The sequence below is a fragment of the Komagataeibacter diospyri genome (genome assembly GCF_006538165.1).
Taxonomy (GTDB): domain Bacteria; phylum Pseudomonadota; class Alphaproteobacteria; order Acetobacterales; family Acetobacteraceae; genus Komagataeibacter; species Komagataeibacter diospyri.
The window spans coordinates 54,911-72,566 of the sequence record NZ_BDLU01000037.1; the positions used below are offsets into that span (position 1 = coordinate 54,911).

Consider the following 17,656-nt stretch of genomic DNA (forward strand, 5'->3'; position numbering starts at 1 on the left):
TGAGGCAACGTGCATATTCTTGTTGTTGAAGATGACCCCACCGTCCGCAACTTCGTGGCCAAGGGCCTGAAGGAAGCCGGGCATCTGGTCGAACTGACCGATAACGGCAAGGACGGCCTGTTCATGGCCGTAAGCGAGAAATTTGACCTGATCATACTCGACCGCATGCTGCCCGGCGGCATTGATGGCGTGCGCCTGCTGGAAACCATACGCGCGCAGAACAACACGACCCCCGTGCTGCTGCTGTCGGCGCTGGCGGATGTGGATGACCGCGTGCAGGGGCTGAAGGCGGGGGGCGATGATTATGTCACCAAGCCATTTGCCTTCAGCGAGCTGCTGGCCCGTGTCGAGGCCCTGGGCCGGCGTGGCCGGACGGAAACGGCCCCCCAGACCAAGCTGGAACTGGCCGACCTGGAAATCGACCTGCTGTCGCGCACTGTACGCCGCGCAGGCCAGAAGATCGACCTGCAGCCGCGTGAATTCCGCCTGCTGGAATACCTGACCCGCCACGCGGGGCAGGTCGTGACCCGCACCATGCTGCTGGAAGGCGTATGGGACTACCATTTCGACCCGCAGACCAACGTGATCGACGTTCATGTCTCGCGCCTGCGACAGAAGGTGGACAAGCCGTTCGGCACGCCGCTGATCCACACCATCCGCAACGCTGGATACATGCTGCGTGCCGAATAGGCCCCATTCCTGCCTGTGGGCGGGACACTGATGCCCACCGGTTTTCCCCGCGCCATGCCCCGCCCGTCACGCTGGCGGGCATGGCGATCGGCCAGCCTGCGGTTTTCGCTGGCGTATGGCATGATGTTCGCCCTGTCCTCCATCCTGTTCATGTCCTTCATGTGGTGGGGCACGATCGGGTTTCTGGAACGCCAGGTGGAAACCGCCATCAACGCCGACGCCCACGCCCTGGCCGAACGGTGGATAATGGGGGGCCTGCCCACGCTGGCCCTGACCATCGAGGACAGGCTGGAACAGAACCTGGATGACGATGCGATCTATCTCGTCATCGACCCACAGGGAAATTACCTGACGGGCAATGTCTCGGCATGGCCTGCGAAAGTGCAGTACACGGACCGCTGGTATTCCCTGCCTGATACGCGGGCGGGACTGCGTGGGATGGCGGAACTGCATGCCTACCGCCTGCCTGGCACGGCGCAGAGCCATACCGCGGGACAACTGGACAGCGGCTATCGCCTGCTGGTGGGACGTGACGTGCGCGCGCGCGGCATCCTGCGCCACCTGCTGACCGATTCGCTGTTATGGGCATGGGTCATGGTCACGCTGCTGGCTGTCAGCGGGGCGGTGCTGGTGCATGGCATTTTCCGCCGCATGGTCAAGACCGTGGCCCGCACGACCTCGGCCATCGCCCATGGCGACCTGAGCCGCCGCATGCCACTGGTTGGCAATGGCGATGAAATGGATCAGGTGGCCGAAGCCATCAACGAAATGCTGGACCGGATCGTGCGCCTGATGGATGGCGTGCGTCAGGTATCCAATTCCATCGCCCATGACCTGCGCACCCCCATCGCCCGCGCGCGCACCCAGCTGGAAGATGCGGCCCTGCACGCGAAATCGGACGCGGAACTGCGCGATGCGATCGAACGCGCGGTCGGTAATCTGGACAACGTAACCGCCGTGTTCGAGGCCCTGCTGCGCATTGCCCAGATCGAGGCCGGCGCCCGCCGATCCGCCTTCATGACATTCGATCTGGTGCCGGTCCTGCGCGATGTTGCCGACCTGTATGAAGCCGTGGCGGAAGATCATGACATCAGGCTGGCGCTGGACCTGCCCGACAGCCTGAGCTTTTACGGTGACCGTTCGCTGGTCCAGCAGGCCGTGGCCAACATGCTGGACAACGCCATCAAGTTCTCGCCCCCCGGTGGCACCGTCCACCTGCGCGCGCAGGTGCGCGAACTGGCACCCGGCCGCGTTATCGGCCCCACGGGCGAAGGGATGCTGGACCTGTGTGTCAGTGATGAAGGCGTGGGCATGAGCGAGGCCGACATGGCCCGCGCCACGGAACGTTTTTTCCGCGCGGAAAAGGCACGCAACACCCCCGGTTCGGGGCTGGGGCTGTCCATGGTGCGGGCCATCGTGCAACTGCATGGGGGGCGGATGCACCTGTCGGCGCATAACCCCGGACTTACGGTTTCGCTGGCGCTGCCGATCGCCGCCTGCGCGATTTCGAAAAGCGAGGAGGATTTTCCATCTCCCCCACACATATCAGGCATGACGGAAAGGTCACCTTTCCCCCATCAGCATGACATGAACAGTAGCGTAGAGTAACGCCATGAACATGCACCCCGCCATGGCGCCTGCCATTGTTGTGATGAGTTTCTGCCTGTGTGGCGCGGCCCCGGCCGGGGCAGACACCGGGGCGGACGTAATCGCCGCACGGGATGGATCGGAAAAGCCCGTGATCATTACCAGTGACACCAAGGCTTACTGCAACCGGCTGCTGAACATTATCGACGCCTATGGCCCGGCCCTGCCGCAGGATGTAGACAGCCTGCGCACGCAGGGCGAAGACATGTGCCGCGCAGGGCGAATCCGTTCTGGCATCGTGCGGCTGCGTCGTGCGTTGGTCGAACTGAAGGAGACTACGCATTCATGACTTTTCCAGCTTTCACGACCCTTGCCCGTCACAGCCTGCGTATAGCCCTGCCCGGCATGCTGGCGGCGGCAACACTGCACCCGGCAGGTAGCATGGCCCAGACCCAGCCCGCGAACAACGCACTTCCCCCCAATGCAACAGAACTGGAACTGTCCGCATCCGGCACGGTGCAGGCCCAGCCGGATGAACTGACCGCCACCTTCCTGGCCGAAGCGCGGGCCGATACGGCCGCCAGCGCACAGGCGCAGGTCAACGCGCTGGTGGGCAAGGTCACGGCGGCCAGTGCCCATGTAACGGGACTGACCCTGAATGCCGAGTCGTATTTCGTGCATCATGATGATGGTGACGCGCACCAGAACCGCAGACCGCAGTGGGTGGCACGCCAGAGCATCCGTCTGACCGCCACGGATGGCAAGGTCCTGCTGCCACTGGTGGGTCAGTTACAGGCCGATAATCTGGCCCTGACGCGGCTGGACTGGTCCCTGTCACGCGAAAAGCGGATGGAACTGACCCGCGGGGCCGAAACGCTGGCCCTGCAGGACATGCAGCAGCGTGCCCAGGCGGCAGCATCCACGCTGAAGCTGACTATCGCCTCCATCCGCAGCGTGACGCTGGAAGACCAGAACATGCCGCGTCCGATGCCCATGATGATGATGGCCCGCGCCGCCAGCATGGACATGCCCGCCCCGGAAGCGCCGACCGGCCTGCAGGATGTCACGGCAACCGTCCGCGCCACGCTGATCCTGAAGCCCGCCGGATAAAAGCCCGCCAATAATGGAAAGTTTCTGGTGAAGCTTTTTTCAAAAAGCTTCCAAGAACGCCGCCTTCCTGAAAAAAGGCGGCACCCAGAACCTTTTCCATATTAATGAGTTAACGGACCGAATCTTTCTGTCATGCCCAAAACCATGCAGAACGGATTGACCGATATCCCCCATACATACCGCACGACGGTGGATAAGGGGCAGGATCTGTCCGCCGTTCCTGTTTCCTCATATGCAGGACAGACGAAAAAGGCCCGGTGGAATAATCCCACCGGGCCTTTTTCATGATGCGAACAGTGACACTGCGCCTAGCGCGGGGCCAGCACCATGATCATCTGGCGGTTTTCAAGCTTGGGCATATGCTCAACCTTGGCGACCTCATCCATTTCTGCGCGGATACGCTCCAGAACCTTCACACCCAGATCCTGATGCGCCATTTCACGGCCACGGAAACGCAGGGTGACCTTCACCTTGTCGCCTTCGCCGATGAAGGTCTTCATCGCACGCATTTTCACCTGATAGTCATTTTCGTCAATATTCGGACGAACCTTGACTTCCTTGATTTCAATGACTTTCTGCTTCTTGCGCGCTTCGTTGCGCTTCTTCTGCTGTTCGTACTTGAACTTCCCGTAATCAAGGACCTTCGCCACGGGCGGCTCGGCGTTCGGGCTGATTTCCAGAAGGTCAAGGCCAACAGAATAGGCACGGGCCAGCGCATCACGCGTGGACATGATGCCCAGCATCTCGCCTTCTTCGTCGATCAGACGGACCTGCGGTACGCGGATCTCTTCATTGACACGGGGGCCCTCTCGATTTGGCGGAGTGGGCATCGGGGGTCTGGCTATGGTCAGCTCCTGTAACTGTTTCATTCAAACGGCAGATAAGGCCATCCCGCATACCCGCGCGTCCGTGGCTGAAACCATGGAAAACGCACAGGCAAGGCATGACCTTACATTATGGAAAGATATGTGACGCAAAGACGCGTCCCAGATCAAGTACTGTCTTGTCCCGTACCTGCGAAAACAGCCATGCAATCGTGGCACGGAACCAGATGGATCAGCCGCGTGCCCTGCGGATATCGGGTGGCAGGGCTTCATATGCAAGGGCGGACACCGCTTCTTCCAGCGGCAGGACTTCCTGCGCCTTGCCGCCAAGACGACGCAGGGCGACGGTATTTTCCTCCGCTTCCTTGCGGCCAACCACTAAAATGACCGGCACGCGCGCAAGGCTGTGTTCGCGAATCTTGGCGTTGATCTTTTCATTCCGCAGGTCGGCTTCCACCACCAGACCCGCCTTGCGCAGGCTGTCGGTCACATGTTGGGCATAATCCGCCGCATCGGTCACGATGGACGCCACCACCACCTGCACCGGCGCAAGCCATAGCGGGAAACGGCCCGCATGCTGTTCTATCAGGATGCCAAGGAATCGCTCGAACGATCCCAGAATCGCCCGGTGCAGCATGACGGGACGATGCCGCGCGCTGTCCTCACCCACATAGGATGCATCCAGCCGTTCGGGCAGCACGTAATCGACCTGCAGCGTGCCGCACTGCCAGTCACGCCCAATGGCGTCACGCAGCACGAATTCCAGCTTGGGGCCATAAAACGCGCCCTCGCCGGGATTGTGCTCATACGTGACACCCGCCATGTCACACGCGACTTTCAGCGCGTTTTCCGCGCGGTCCCATGTCGCATCATCACCGGCGCGCTGTTCGGGACGGTCGGCGAATTTCACGCGGAAATGCTCGAACCCGAGATCCTGATACACATCAGCCAGCATGCGCACGAAACGCGCGGTTTCATCGGCGATCTGGTCTTCGGTGCAGAAAATATGCGCATCATCCTGCGTGAAGCCGCGCACGCGCATGATACCGTGCAGCGCGCCAGACGGTTCGTAACGGTGGCAGGCACCGAATTCAGCCATGCGCAGCGGCAGTTCACGGTAGGACCGCAGCCCGTGGCGGAAGATCTGCACATGGCACGGGCAGTTCATCGGCTTCAGGGCAAGGGTCTTGTCCTCGTCCTCGACTGTGGCGATGAACATGTGCTCGCGGTACTTGTCCCAGTGCCCGGACGCTTCCCACAGGGCGCGGTCCACAAGCTGCGGCGTGCGCACTTCCTGATAGCCGTTACCGTTCTGCGCGCGGCGCATATAGTCCTGCAGCACCGAATACAGGCGCCAGCCCTTGGGGTGCCAGAAGATCTGACCCACGGCTTCTTCCTGAATGTGGAACAGATCCATCTCGCGCCCGATGCGGCGGTGGTCGCGGCGCTCGGCTTCCTCAAGCTGGTGCAGGTGCGCCTCCAGCTCCTTGCGGTCGCGCCATGCCGTGCCATAGATGCGCGTCAGCATGGGGTTGCGGTGATCGCCGCGCCAGTAGGCCCCTGCCACTTTCATAAGCTTGAAGGCATTGCCCACATCCGCCGTGCCGCGCAGGTGCGGCCCACGGCACAGATCCAGCCATTCACCCTGACGGTAGATCGATATTTCCTCATCTTCGGGCAGATCACGGATCAGTTCGGCCTTGAAGCGTTCACCCTTGTTTTCAAAGAATTCGATGGCCTTCTCACGCGGCCATGTCTCACGCACGAAAGGCTCGTTCGCGGCCACGATTTCACCCATGCGCTTTTCGATCGCGGCGAAATCTTCCGGCCTGAACGGTTCGTTGCGATAGAAATCGTAATAGAATCCGTTTTCGATCGATGGGCCGATCGTGACCTGGGTTCCGGGAAACAGCGACTGCACCGCTTCGGCCAGCACATGGGCGGCATCATGACGGATCATTTCCAGCGCCTCGGGGTCCTTGCGCGTGACAAAGCGGACCCTGGCGTCATGATCGATCTCGCGACCAATATCCATAAGCCTGCCATCCACTTCCATGGCGAGGGCGGCACGGGCCAGTCCGGCACCGATGGATTGCGCCACGGTAGTGCCCGTCACTGCCCCGTCAAAGCGGCGAACGGATCCGTCAGGCAGGGTTATGGCAGGCATGGTTTCATTGCTCCGGTAAGAAGATATTCCGCTGTAATGGCGTCAGGCGAGCGTTGCCGCAACCCTGTCAACGCGCAGAGTAGCCAGATCATGTACATAAATGATCCGCACCTGCCCCGCATACTGGCCCACGGGCGCGGTCAGGGCAGGGTTGCTGTCGGCTGAAAACAGCACGGTGCTGGGCACGCCAAGAGCCGCCGCAAGATGCATGGGGCCGGTGTCGTTTCCCACAGCGCATGCTGCCCGCGCCATCACGCCACCCAGTTCCAGCAGCGATGTCCGCCCCGTCAGGTCCACCGCAACAGGGCAGGTGTCGCGGATGGTGGCGGCAAGCGTGCCTTCCCCCCTGCCCCCCACGATAACGGGCGACAGCCCTTGCGCATGCATGTGCCGCGCAAGGGCGGCGTAGCGTTCCACAGGCCAGCGCTTGGCCGGGCGATGCGCCGCCGCCCCCGGCACCAGCACGCCATAGGGCGCGGGCAAAACAGGACCATCGTGCATAAGCCACGACAGGTCGGGCACCGGCAGGCTGTCGATTCCCGCGCGGCGCAACTGGTCACGCTGGCGCGCACGGGTATGCATGATGCGCCGCTGCGGGCTGTCATGCACCGCCTGCGCGCCGCGAGCGATTCCCGACCATGCCTTCATGCCCGACAGGTGAAAATAGCGCGTGCTGCGGCCAGATGTCTGCAGGTCATAAATAAAGTCATACGACCGCAGCAGCCGGCGCAGCGCCATGACCGCGGGCAGGTCACGCCATGGCGGCCTGCGGTCGACATGCACATGGTCGAACCACGGTGCATGCCGTGCAAGCTCGGCAAAGGGCGCCTGCGTCAGCAGGTCGACCGTATCATGCACATAATGGGCGCGAATGGCCGCGAACGGCGCGAAGGACTGGATGAAATCGCCCAGCGCGCCCAGCCGGATAACCAGAATGCGGGCCATGGGTTCAGGGTGCCTCGGGGTCGGTTTCAAGCAGCGACAGATCCTGACGCGCCAGATCGGCCTCATCCGAATCCGGGGCCAGCGTCACGACATCCTGCCAGTCGGCGCGCGCCTGCGCCATCTGGCCCTCGCGCTGGTACAGGATACCGCGTTCCAGCAGTGCCGCGCCATTGCGGGGCATGTCCTTCAGGGCCGCGTTGATATCGGTCATGGCCTGTTCGATCCGGCCCATCCGGCGCCATGCAGCCGCGCGCGCGACCAGTGCCTCATCACGTTCCGCCGGAACGGATGGCAGCGGTGTCAGGGTATCGATCGCCCTCTGGGGCTGATCCAGTTCAACCGCGACCCGCGCGTAGACCAGACGTAGCGGCACGTCATCCGGTTCCAGCATCAGGCCATAGGTCGCGCTATCAAATGCCTGTTTCGGGCTGTCATCCGCCTGCCATGCCCGCGCTGCCTGTTCAGCGACGGCCGCGCGGCGGCGCAGGGACTGCGGGGTATCAGGCTGCATGCCCGCATGGGCCGAGTCCCCCACGGGCCAGCCGGGCACATGCGCCAGACGGTCCAGCGATGCCGCCGCCGTCGCCACATCCCCCAGTTCGATGCGCGCAAGGGCTTCGCACTGCTGGGCCTCCAGGCCACCGCCATGGTTCAGCCAGTCCTCGGCATAATCACGCGCGCCATCGGGATCATCGGACACGGTGGCGGTGCAGCGGGCGAAGCTCCATGCCTCATGCCCGGCCCCCTCATGCTCCGGCACGGTGGGGACAGGTGTCGGGGCGGCGGCCCGTGGCGCATCAGCCGCCCATACACGGCCATTCCACGCGACGTTGACCGCCAGCAGCAGGCATGCCCCCACAATCACGACACCAGCCGCCATGATGCCCCGGCATCCCACCCGCACCCGGCGGGCGGGCCGGACCGGCGCAATGGCGGGACGAACGGGACACCCCTCCGGCAGGGAAAAGGGGGATACAGGCAGGCACGCAAAGACTCTCATTACCGCATTCGTCGGCCTGCCCGCCAAGAAGGTCAAGGGCCAGCCCCCCATTCGCCACCGACCCGTGCAGTTCCGATACGATCATGATATGGGGAAGGGTGATGCAAACCGTGAGCGACCGACCTGTCATCCTGCAGGCCCTGCCAGCCCTCGAATCCGGCGGGATAGAACATGGCACGCTGGAAATGGCGCGTGCCATCGTCCAGGGCGGTGGCACGGCCATCGTGGCCAGTGCGGGCGGACGCCTTGTCCCGCGCCTGAAATACATCGGGGCCATTCCGGTCGAGATGGACCTGAAAGCGAAGAATCCCCTTTCCATCATGCGCAACGCGGCCCGCCTGCGCCATGTCATCCGGGAATTCGGTGTCAATCTGGTCCATGCGCGTTCGCGCGCGCCTGCATGGGCGGCCTCCCTGGCATGCAGGCGGCTGAAGATACCGCTGGTCACTACATGGCATGGCGTGCACGCCGCCAACCTGCCGGGCAAGCGGCGGTACAACAGCGTGCTGGCGTCCGGCAACCGGGTTATTGCCATAAGCCGCTACATCGAAAACCGCCTGCGTGAGGAATACAGGGTGGACGACGATCGCCTGCGCCTGATCCCGCGCGGGGCAGACATGCTGCGCTTCGACCCGCAGGGCGTGCGCGGCAACCGGGTGCAGAACCTGATCAACCTGTGGAACATCCCCGACGGCGCCACCGTCATCATGCTGCCCGCGCGCGTGACCCCGTGGAAGGGGCATGCGCTGCTGATCGAGGCGCTGGCGCGGATGAATGAAACAGCGGGCTTCAACGGGGACTGGGTGTGCATTTTCGTGGGTGAGGCGAACGAAAAGCTGGGCCGCGAACTCGTCACTCTCGCCCAGCGCAGGGGAATCGCCACGCACCTGCGTTTTGCCGGGCACTGCGCCGACATGCCGGCCGCCATGATGCTGGCGGACATGGTGGTTGTACCCTCGCTGCGGCCCGAACCCTTCGGCCGCGTCGTGGTGGAGGCCCAGGCCATGGGCCGCCCCGTTATCGTGGCGGGCCATGGCGCGGCGCTGGAAACGGTGGATGACGGCGTGACCGGTTTCGTATTCCCCCCCGATGACGTGCAGGCACTGGCAGCCTGCATGCGCCATATCGCCACCATGACGCAGGAAGAACGCACCCGGCTGGCATGGCACGCGCGCGAGAATGTGCGCGACCATTATTCAACACAGGCGATGCAGTACGCGACCCTGTCCGTATATGATGAACTGCTGCACACGCAGTTGGCGAATACCTTCTACCATGCCGCCATGGCGGACATGGGCTGGGGTGATGAAGCCCTGCCACAGGCAGGATAGCAGCACGTGTGCGGTAATTGTGCCATATCGGGTGCGGGATTACCTTGATCTGCCTCATGGCATTCCAAAAAGCCGGGCCGAGCATCCAGTATTCAGCATGGGCCTTATGCAACGGGTGGTTTTACAGTCGACAAGACGACTGAAATTCTTCACCCATTGCGCATTCTTCTTTCTGGCGGACGGGGATGACCCGCGGCCCGCCGTTTCAACGCGAACACTTCGGGACTGCACCACATGAACCAGATTTCCCCCGCCCAGACCGACGATATCACCCCCGTACCCGGCCCCCACCACCCCGACCTGCGCCGGGTCAACTCCAACCCGGATTTCTGGTATCCGGTGGCATGGTCAGCCGACCTGAAACGCGACAAGACGCTGGCCGTCAGCTATGCTGGCATTCCCATCGTGCTGGTCCGCCCCGAAGAGGGCAGCGTCTTCGCGCTGTATGACCGTTGCCCCCACCGGCAGGTCCCGCTGAGCAAGGGCACCGTGAACGGCCAGACCGTGCGCTGCTGCTATCATGGCTGGGCCTTTGGCCGTTCGGGCCGCTGCATCGACGTGCCCTATCTTGGCAAGGGCAAGCTGCCCAATGGCGTACGTACCTTCCCGGTGCGTGAAGCGGGCGGGCTGATCTTCATCTTCCCCGGCGACCCGGACAAGGCAGACAGCACCCCCTTCCCCAAGCTGGCCCAGACGGACAACCCCAAATACAAGACCAAGCATTTCAGCCCGCGGGTGAACTGCCACTACACCTTCATGCATGAAAACCTGATGGACATGAACCATCAGTTCCTGCACCGCCGCCAGATGGGCCAGATCAAGGCCCGTTTCCTGGGGCAGGACAAGGGCGAGGACTTTATCGAGGCACGTTACAGCTTCATGCGCTGCGCGGGACAGCAGCCGCTGGCCGAACGCCTGATCTTTGGCAAGCACAAGGACCTGCAGGGCAAGGAACAGCCCGTTGAGGAAGTTGTGACGATCCGCACGGAATATCCGTACCAGACCCTGCGCATCACCGACAAGGACGGTGACCTGATCATGGATCTGTGGACCGCCTACGTGCCGGTGGACAAGGACGAACGCGTAACCCAGTCCTTTGGCCTGCTGTCCATCCTGCGCCCGCAGACCCCGTTCCTGATCGACATGATCTGGCCCGCGCTGGGCTGGTTCACCAACCGCATCTTCCTTGAAGACAAGGAAATCGTGGAACTGGAACAGGCCGCGTGGAACGAGGCTGGCTACGACCGCAACGTGGAAATCTTCCCCGTGGTCAAGGCGCTGCGTGAACTGCTTATCCGTCGTGGCATTCCGCAGGACATGCCGCCCGCTACGGACGCGAAACAGCCTGCTGCTCCCGCACCGGCCGAACCCGCCACATCAGCCTGATTGTCCGCCCGCCATCCCCATGGATGGCGGGCATTCCCCTTCCCGTCGCTACGTGAAAACACCCTATGACCGAACGGCCTGACACACCCCGCCTGACCGATCGGGCCGAGGCCGCCCGCCAGCAGCGCCTCGCCCGGGAAGCCGAGGCCCTGCGCGCCAACCTGCGCCGGCGCAAGCAGCAGACCCGTGCCCGCACGGCCCCTGCATCCGATGCCCCTACTCCCGGCAGCGGCGACATATCCAGCAACGAAGCGTGATTGCGGTTGCGGTCGGGCGGCCACTTCGTTAGTGGTCGCGCAACGGCCGACGGGTTGCCCGCGTGCCGCGCCACTGATGCCGAAGGAAGGGACAGCATGCCAATAATGCCCGATACGTGGATTCGTCGCATGGCCACGGACCATGGCATGATCGAACCCTTCGTGGAAAAGCAGAGCCGGGAGGGCGTGATTTCCTTCGGGCTGTCATCGTACGGGTATGATGCGCGCGTCGCCAATGAATTCAAGATTTTCACCGACGTGGACAACGCGGTGGTCGATCCCAAGAACTTTGCCGAAAACAGCTTTGTCACCCGCCGGGGCGACTGCTGCACCATTCCGCCGCACAGCTTCGTGCTGGCGCACACGGTCGAATATTTCCGCATACCGCGCGACACGCTGGTGGTCTGCCTGGGCAAGTCCACCTATGCGCGCTGCGGCATCATCGTGAACGTGACCCCGCTGGAACCGGAATGGGAAGGGCAGGTCACGATCGAGATCAGCAACACTACCCCCCTGCCCGCGCGCATTTACGCCAATGAAGGGATCTGCCAGTTCCTGTTCTTCCAGGGGGCATCACCGTGTGAAGTCAGCTACGCCGACCGCAAGGGCAAATACATGGGGCAGGTCGGCGTCGCCCCGCCGCGTATGTAAGGGCAGGAAGCGCAAGTCATGGACCGTTTCATCATTCACGGCGGCCACCCGCTGCGTGGGGACATCGTCATTGGCGGGGCAAAGAATTCCGCCCTGAAGCTGCTGGTGGCGGGGTTGCTGACCTCCGAAAAGCTGGTGCTGAACAATGTCCCGCGCATTGCGGACATCCGCACCATGCGCAGGCTGCTTGAACAGCATGGCCTGACGGTGGAAGATGTCAGCGGCGACGGTGGCACACTGTCGGTTGGTGGCGAGATCACCAATACCGAGGCCCCCTACAATATCGTATCCAAGATGCGGGCATCGATCCTTGTGCTCGGCCCGCTTCTGGCACGCTGTGGCGAAGCCCGCGTGTCGCTGCCCGGTGGCTGCGCCATCGGCACGCGCCCGGTTGACCTGCACCTGAAGGCGCTGGAAACGCTGGGGGCAAAGATCACGCTGGAAAATGGCTACATCCATGCCGAAGCCCCCCACGGCCTGAAGGGGGAGCGGGTGATCCTGCCGTTCGCCTCCGTGGGTGCTACGGAAAACCTGCTGATGGCCGCAACCCTGGCCAAGGGGCGCACCGAAATCGTCAATGCCGCACGTGAACCCGAAATCGGGGACCTTGTCGGCTGCCTCAACGCCATGGGCGCGCGCATTACCGGCATCGGCACGGGCAAGCTGGTCATTGACGGGGTGGACGGGCTGCATGGCGCGCATTACCGCGTCATGCCCGACCGGATCGAATGCGGCACCTATGCCTGTGCTGCCGCCATTACCGGCGGCGAGCTGCGCCTGGTGGGCGGTCAGGTCGAACACCTTGGCGCCGTCGTGCGCGCGCTGGAAGAAGCGGGCGTGGAGATGGTGCAGGAGGAAGGGGCCGTGCGCGTACAGCGTACCGGCGCACTGCGCGGGGTCGATATCATGACCGAGCCCTATCCCGGCTTCCCCACCGACATGCAGGCCCAGTTCATGGCGCTGCTGTCGGTTGCCGAAGGAGCATCGATGGTGACCGAAACCATTTTCGAAAACCGTTTCATGCATGTGCCCGAACTCAACCGCATGGGCGCGCGCATCAACGTGCATGGGTCATCGGCCATTATCCGGGGCGTGCATTCGCTGTCTGGTGCGCCAGTCATGGCGACCGACCTGCGGGCATCGTTCTCGCTCATCCTCGCGGGGCTTGCAGCCCATGGGGAGACGATCCTGAGCCGCGTCTACCACCTTGACCGGGGTTACGAGGCCGTGGAACGCAAGCTGGCGCAGTGCGGCGCGCATATCGAACGCGTTTCCGACTAGCTGCCGCCAGAAAAGCGCCCTTCCTGCATGATGGCTGAATGTGGTATGCGCGCATGTCACCAGAGGCACCCCGTACCATGCGGGGCAACTCCAGCCTTCAATGTCGGAGAATGCATTGACCGTCCTGTCACCGGCCCAGACCGCCGTTCCGGAAACGGATAGCCCGCTGATACTTGCCCTGCCCAAGGGCCGTATCCTCAAAGCCGCGGCGCCGCTTCTGCATAGGGCGGGCATTGTGCCCGGACCGGATTTCAATGACGAGAAAAGCCGCCTGCTGCGCTTTGAAACCAATGATCCCAACATTGACGTGGTGCGCGTGCGCTCGTTCGATGTCGCGACCTTCGTTGCCTTTGGCGGCGCGCAGATCGGCATATGCGGCGCTGATGTGCTGATGGAATTCGACTACCCCGAAATCTACGCCCCGCTTGATCTGGGCATCGGCGGCTGCCGCATTTCCATCGCCCAGCCCAAGGACCGCAGCGGGCTTGAAGACAATCCCAACCGCCTGTCACAGGTGCGGGTCGCGACCAAGTATCCCTCCATCACGCGCCGTCACTTTGCCGCGCGCGGCATCAACGCCAGCATCGTCCACCTGCATGGCGCGATGGAACTGGCCCCGGTTCTGGACCTGTCCCACCTGATCGTTGATCTGGTTGATACGGGGTCCACCCTGCGCGCCAACGGACTGGAGGAAACCCACACCATCGCCCATGTCACCAGCCGCCTGATCGTGAATCGCACGGCGCTGAAAACCCAGCCCGAGCGCATAAGCGCCATCATCAACCGTTTCCGCACGGCGCTGGCGTCCAATTCCGCACCAGCCAAGGACCAGCAGGCATGAAGCGCCTTGATACCACCCAGCCTGATTTCAAAGCCGAATTCGCCGGCCTGCTGGCTGACCGTGACAGCGACACCGCCCGCGTGGACGGCCCCGTAACCGAAATTCTGGCTGCCGTGCGGGCACGCGGTGATGACGCATTGTGCGAATTCACCAACCGTTTCGACCGGGCCAATGTCACCCCCGCCACCCTGCGGATCACGGCAGCGGAAGTCGAAGCCGCCTGTGCGCAGGTTCCGGCCAGATTGCTGGAATCCCTTGAAGTCGCAGCCACGCGGATCGAGTCGTTCCACAAGGCGCAGATGCCATCCGACATGCGTTACGTGGATGATGCGGGTGTTACGCTGGGCATGCGCTGGACGGCACTGGACTCGGTAGGGCTGTACGTGCCGGGCGGCAAGGCGGCGTATCCGTCCTCCGTGCTGATGAACGCCATTCCCGCCCATGTGGCGGGGGTCGGGCGCATCGCCATGTGCGTGCCCACGCCTGATGGCGCGCTCAATCCGCTGGTGCTGGCGGCGGCGCGACGCGCGGGTGTGACTGAAATCTACCGCGTGGGCGGCGCGCAGGCCGTGGGCGCCATGGCCTATGGCACGGCCACCATCGCACCTGTGGACCGCGTGGTGGGACCGGGCAACGCCTATGTGGCCGAAGCGAAGCGGCAGGTCTTCGGCACGGTGGGAATCGACAGCATCGCCGGTCCATCCGAGGTGGTGGTGATTGCGGATGGCAACAACGATCCCCGCGCCATCGCACTCGACCTGCTGGCGCAGGCGGAACATGACCCCATGGCCCAGTCCATCCTGATTACGCCGGATGCAGGCATGGCGGCGAAGGTGGAACAGGCGGTCGCAACCGAGCTGGAAACCCTGCCGCGCGCTGAAATCGCCCGCACCAGCTGGGACGCCCATGGCGCAATCATCACGGTGCGTGACCTGAATGAGGCCGCCGACCTTGTAAACACCATAGCGCCTGAACATCTGGAACTCATGATCGATGATCCGGCCCCGGTCTTTGACCGCGTGCGGCATGCTGGCGCCATTTTTGTCGGTCGGCACTGCCCCGAGGCCATTGGCGATTATGTCGGTGGTCCCAACCATGTGCTGCCGACCAGCCGCACGGCGCGTTTCTCGTCCGGGCTGTCGGTGTTCGACTTCATCAAGCGCACGACATTCATCGAGGCACAGCCCGAGTCGCTGCGCAGGATCGGGCCCGCCGCCGTCAGCCTGGCACAGGCCGAAGGCCTTGATGCACATGCACTGAGCGTGTCGGTCCGGCTGGCCGACCTTGATCGCCGCGCATAAGGAAACTTGACCCGGGCGACGAGTATCCCCACATAAACCAACCGTATTGCGCTGCGGGCCCGCAGCATGACGGCAATTTTGATGATTGAAGGACACGATGTCTAAAGAAGACATGATCGAATTCAGTGGCACAGTAACCGAACTGCTGCCCAATGCCATGTTCCGCGTGACACTGGATAATGAGCATACCATCCTGGCGCATACCAGCGGCAAGATGCGCAAGAACCGTATCCGCGTGCTGGCGGGCGACCGCGTGAATGTGGAAATGACGCCCTATGACCTGACAAAAGGTCGCATCACGTTCCGCTTCAAGTAAGCCGCCCTTTGTCGGTCATGACCGCAGACACCGCTCCATCCGGGGCGGATACGGGTGCGCAGCTTGTCCTCGCCTCGGCTTCCCCCCGCAGGCTCGCGCTCCTGCGACAGATCGGGCTGGTTCCTGATCAGGTTCATCCAGCAGATATCGATGAAACGCCCCGGCCTGACGAACTGCCCCGTTCCCATGCCCAGCGTCTGGCGACGGAAAAGGCCGAACACGTAGCGGACGCGTTGGATATTCCGGCACTGGTCATCGCGGCCGATACCGTTGTGGCCCTTGGCCGACGCATCCTGCCCAAGGCGGAGGATGCGGATACGGCACGCAGGTGCCTTAACCTGCTGTCCGGACGGCGCCATACCGTCTTTACCGCCGTGGCCCTGCGTCCCACCACCGCATGGCAGGGTGGCCGCGCGGGCAACCGGCTGGTCGCCAGCACGGTCACATTCTCCCGCCTGACGTCGGTGCAGATCGATGCGCTGATTGAAGCAGGTGACTGGAACGGCAAGGCCGGGGGCTATGCCATCCAGGGCCAGGCGGCGGCGTTCGTGCGCTTCATGTCTGGCAGCTACACCGGCATTGTCGGCCTGCCACTGTTTGAAACCGCGCAGATGCTGCGTGGCCAGAAGGGATGCTGGCTCCGGTGAGCATGCGCATCTGCGCCAGCAGCAGCCCTGGAGAGGTCCGCATCGCCGTCATGGACAATGACGTCATGCAGGATTTTGCCCTGTGGCGGCCTGACATGGCTGATGGCGTGGGCGATATCTATCGCGCCCGTGTCAGCGCCCATGTCCCTGCACTTGGCGGCACGTTCATCACCCTGCCGGGACTGGAGCAGGCAGGTTTCCTGCCGGATTCTGAAGGACTTGGTCCCCTGACACAGGGGCAGACCGTCCTTGTGACCGTCACCCGCAGCGCACAGGGGGGCAAGGGCGTGCGGCTGGGTGCGCGCAACCTGCCGTCCGACCTGCCCGGTGGGGCGGAACCAAAACTGCTGCGTCGTGGTCCTACGCCGCTGGAACGACTGGCCCGATATTACCCGCTGGCGCCCATCATCATTGATGACGTCGCCATTGGCACCCTGCTGCCTGCTGTCTTTCACCCACGCCTGACCCGCGTCAACTGCGCGTTCGACAGTGACCTCCGCGCGCAGGCCGATGCGCTGGAAGATCCCGTTGTGCCATTGCCCGGCGGCATGTCGGCCAGCATTACGCCCACACCCGCGCTGGTAGCGATCGACATGGATGGCGGAGGCACCAGCATGGACCGCCGCCCCAAGCAGACGGCACAGTTTGCCGCCAACCGTGATGCACTGCCTGACCTGCTGCGCCAGTTGCGGCTGCGCAACCTGTCCGGCGCGATCATTGTCGATGTCGCGGGGCTTGCCATACGCAAGCGCCGGGCGCTGTCGGAAACGGTCGAGGCATTACTGAAAAACGACCCGCTGCGTCCGCGCTTCCTGGGCTTTACGGCGCTTGGGCTGGCAGAAATTGTCCGCCCGCGCATCCATCCGCCGCTGCATGAACTGTTCCAGTCGCGCGAAGGCCGACTGCTCCATGCGCTGCGTGGGCAGATGCAGGCCTATCGTGGCATGCCGCCCGATGGCGGCCCTGTCATGCTGGCGTGTGGTTATGGCATCATGGCGCTGTTGCAGGACCATCCGGGCTGGATGGAGGACTTCATGCGCCTGACGGGCCGCGTACTTCAGCCTGTCATGGATCAGGGCCTGCCCGCCAATGGCTGGAGATTCGATCATGGCTGAACAGTCTACCCTTCCCCCCTGCCCCGTCTGCGGTCAACCCGCACAGCAGCAATACCGGCCGTTCTGTTCGCGCCGATGCGCCGATGTTGACCTGGGTCGCTGGTTTTCCGGCCAGTACCGCGTGCCCTCGACGGAGATTCCATCCGGAGAGGATGAAAAATACACAAGACGGGTTGATCCCGATGATGAGGTAGGTTAAACGCTTGT

General features: G+C 63.2%; 19 protein-coding genes. 15 read left to right on the forward strand and 4 right to left on the reverse strand.

Translation table 11 applies throughout. From position 1 onward, the window contains the following. Window positions 1-9 precede the first annotated feature (9 nt). The 4 genes from MSKU9_RS08805 to MSKU9_RS08820 are packed head-to-tail and all read left to right on the forward strand — an operon-like array spanning window position 10 to window position 3,387. Window positions 10-690 carry a response regulator gene (locus tag MSKU9_RS08805; protein ID WP_010508133.1) on the forward strand — a complete coding sequence of 227 codons (681 nt, stop codon included), beginning with the start codon at window positions 10-12 and terminating at the stop codon, window positions 688-690. Between the two features lie 30 nt (window positions 691-720). Then, complete coding sequence (locus tag MSKU9_RS08810; RefSeq protein ID WP_193557668.1) at window positions 721-2,298, forward strand: sensor histidine kinase; 1,578 nt, start codon at window positions 721-723, stop codon at window positions 2,296-2,298. A gap of 4 nt (window positions 2,299-2,302) precedes the next feature. After that, on the forward strand, window positions 2,303-2,626 hold the full coding sequence (locus MSKU9_RS08815; RefSeq protein ID WP_141260989.1) for a hypothetical protein: 324 nt from the start codon (window positions 2,303-2,305) through the stop codon (window positions 2,624-2,626). Further along, window positions 2,623-3,387, forward strand: coding sequence for an SIMPL domain-containing protein (locus MSKU9_RS08820; protein ID WP_141260991.1), 765 nt, complete (start codon window positions 2,623-2,625; stop codon window positions 3,385-3,387). Before MSKU9_RS08815 ends, MSKU9_RS08820 begins: the two co-directional genes overlap by 4 nt. A 308-nt stretch (window positions 3,388-3,695) precedes the next feature. Here the strand turns inward: MSKU9_RS08820 and infC are convergent, their stop codons facing one another. From infC to MSKU9_RS08840, 4 genes are all read right to left on the reverse strand, one after another. Further along, on the reverse strand, window positions 3,696-4,217 hold the full coding sequence (gene infC / locus MSKU9_RS08825) for a translation initiation factor IF-3 (RefSeq protein WP_010508127.1): 522 nt from the start codon (window positions 4,215-4,217) through the stop codon (window positions 3,696-3,698). Window positions 4,218-4,443: 226 nt separating this feature from the next. Then, window positions 4,444-6,378 carry a threonine--tRNA ligase gene (thrS, locus tag MSKU9_RS08830; RefSeq protein WP_141260993.1) on the reverse strand — a complete coding sequence of 645 codons (1,935 nt, stop codon included), beginning with the start codon at window positions 6,376-6,378 and terminating at the stop codon, window positions 4,444-4,446. A gap of 42 nt (window positions 6,379-6,420) precedes the next feature. Beyond that, window positions 6,421-7,323 (reverse strand): glycosyltransferase family 9 protein, encoded by a 903-nt coding sequence (locus tag MSKU9_RS08835; protein WP_141260995.1) that lies wholly within the window; start codon window positions 7,321-7,323, stop codon window positions 6,421-6,423. Window positions 7,324-7,327: 4 nt separating this feature from the next. After that, complete coding sequence (locus MSKU9_RS08840) at window positions 7,328-8,323, reverse strand: tetratricopeptide repeat protein (protein ID WP_227000978.1); 996 nt, start codon at window positions 8,321-8,323, stop codon at window positions 7,328-7,330. 101 nt (window positions 8,324-8,424) lie between these two features. Here MSKU9_RS08840 and MSKU9_RS08845 point away from each other — a divergent pair, with 101 nt between their 5' ends. From MSKU9_RS08845 to MSKU9_RS08895, 11 genes are all read left to right on the forward strand, one after another. Beyond that, a complete protein-coding gene (locus tag MSKU9_RS08845; protein ID WP_141260997.1) occupies window positions 8,425-9,654 on the forward strand; it encodes a glycosyltransferase family 4 protein in 1,230 nt (409 codons plus the stop codon). Window positions 9,655-9,888: 234 nt separating this feature from the next. After that, on the forward strand, window positions 9,889-11,040 hold the full coding sequence (locus MSKU9_RS08850; RefSeq protein WP_141261000.1) for an aromatic ring-hydroxylating oxygenase subunit alpha: 1,152 nt from the start codon (window positions 9,889-9,891) through the stop codon (window positions 11,038-11,040). Between the two features lie 65 nt (window positions 11,041-11,105). Further along, complete coding sequence (locus MSKU9_RS08855; protein WP_141261002.1) at window positions 11,106-11,297, forward strand: hypothetical protein; 192 nt, start codon at window positions 11,106-11,108, stop codon at window positions 11,295-11,297. 96 nt (window positions 11,298-11,393) lie between these two features. After that, on the forward strand, window positions 11,394-11,948 hold the full coding sequence (gene dcd, locus MSKU9_RS08860) for a dCTP deaminase (protein ID WP_010508118.1): 555 nt from the start codon (window positions 11,394-11,396) through the stop codon (window positions 11,946-11,948). An 18-nt stretch (window positions 11,949-11,966) separates the two neighbouring features. After that, entirely contained in the window at window positions 11,967-13,229 is a 1,263-nt protein-coding gene (gene murA, locus MSKU9_RS08865) for a UDP-N-acetylglucosamine 1-carboxyvinyltransferase (protein WP_141261003.1), read from the forward strand. 40 nt (window positions 13,230-13,269) lie between these two features. Further along, a complete protein-coding gene (hisG, locus tag MSKU9_RS08870) occupies window positions 13,270-14,070 on the forward strand; it encodes an ATP phosphoribosyltransferase (RefSeq protein WP_141261005.1) in 801 nt (266 codons plus the stop codon). After that, window positions 14,067-15,371 (forward strand): histidinol dehydrogenase, encoded by a 1,305-nt coding sequence (gene hisD / locus MSKU9_RS08875; RefSeq protein WP_141261007.1) that lies wholly within the window; start codon window positions 14,067-14,069, stop codon window positions 15,369-15,371. Before hisG ends, hisD begins: the two co-directional genes overlap by 4 nt. Before the next feature lie 97 nt (window positions 15,372-15,468). Then, window positions 15,469-15,687: a translation initiation factor IF-1 gene (gene infA / locus MSKU9_RS08880; RefSeq protein WP_010508114.1), complete on the forward strand. Its 219-nt coding sequence runs from the start codon at window positions 15,469-15,471 to the stop codon at window positions 15,685-15,687. Window positions 15,688-15,704: 17 nt separating this feature from the next. After that, entirely contained in the window at window positions 15,705-16,334 is a 630-nt protein-coding gene (locus tag MSKU9_RS08885) for a Maf family protein (RefSeq protein WP_162853806.1), read from the forward strand. Next, entirely contained in the window at window positions 16,319-17,449 is a 1,131-nt protein-coding gene (locus MSKU9_RS08890) for a ribonuclease E/G (RefSeq protein WP_141261011.1), read from the forward strand. Before MSKU9_RS08885 ends, MSKU9_RS08890 begins: the two co-directional genes overlap by 16 nt. Continuing rightward, the gene (locus MSKU9_RS08895; protein ID WP_141261013.1) at window positions 17,442-17,648 is read left to right on the forward strand and encodes a DNA gyrase inhibitor YacG; all 207 of its coding nucleotides are present in this window, start codon (window positions 17,442-17,444) and stop codon (window positions 17,646-17,648) included. Before MSKU9_RS08890 ends, MSKU9_RS08895 begins: the two co-directional genes overlap by 8 nt. Window positions 17,649-17,656: the final 8 nt, after the last annotated feature.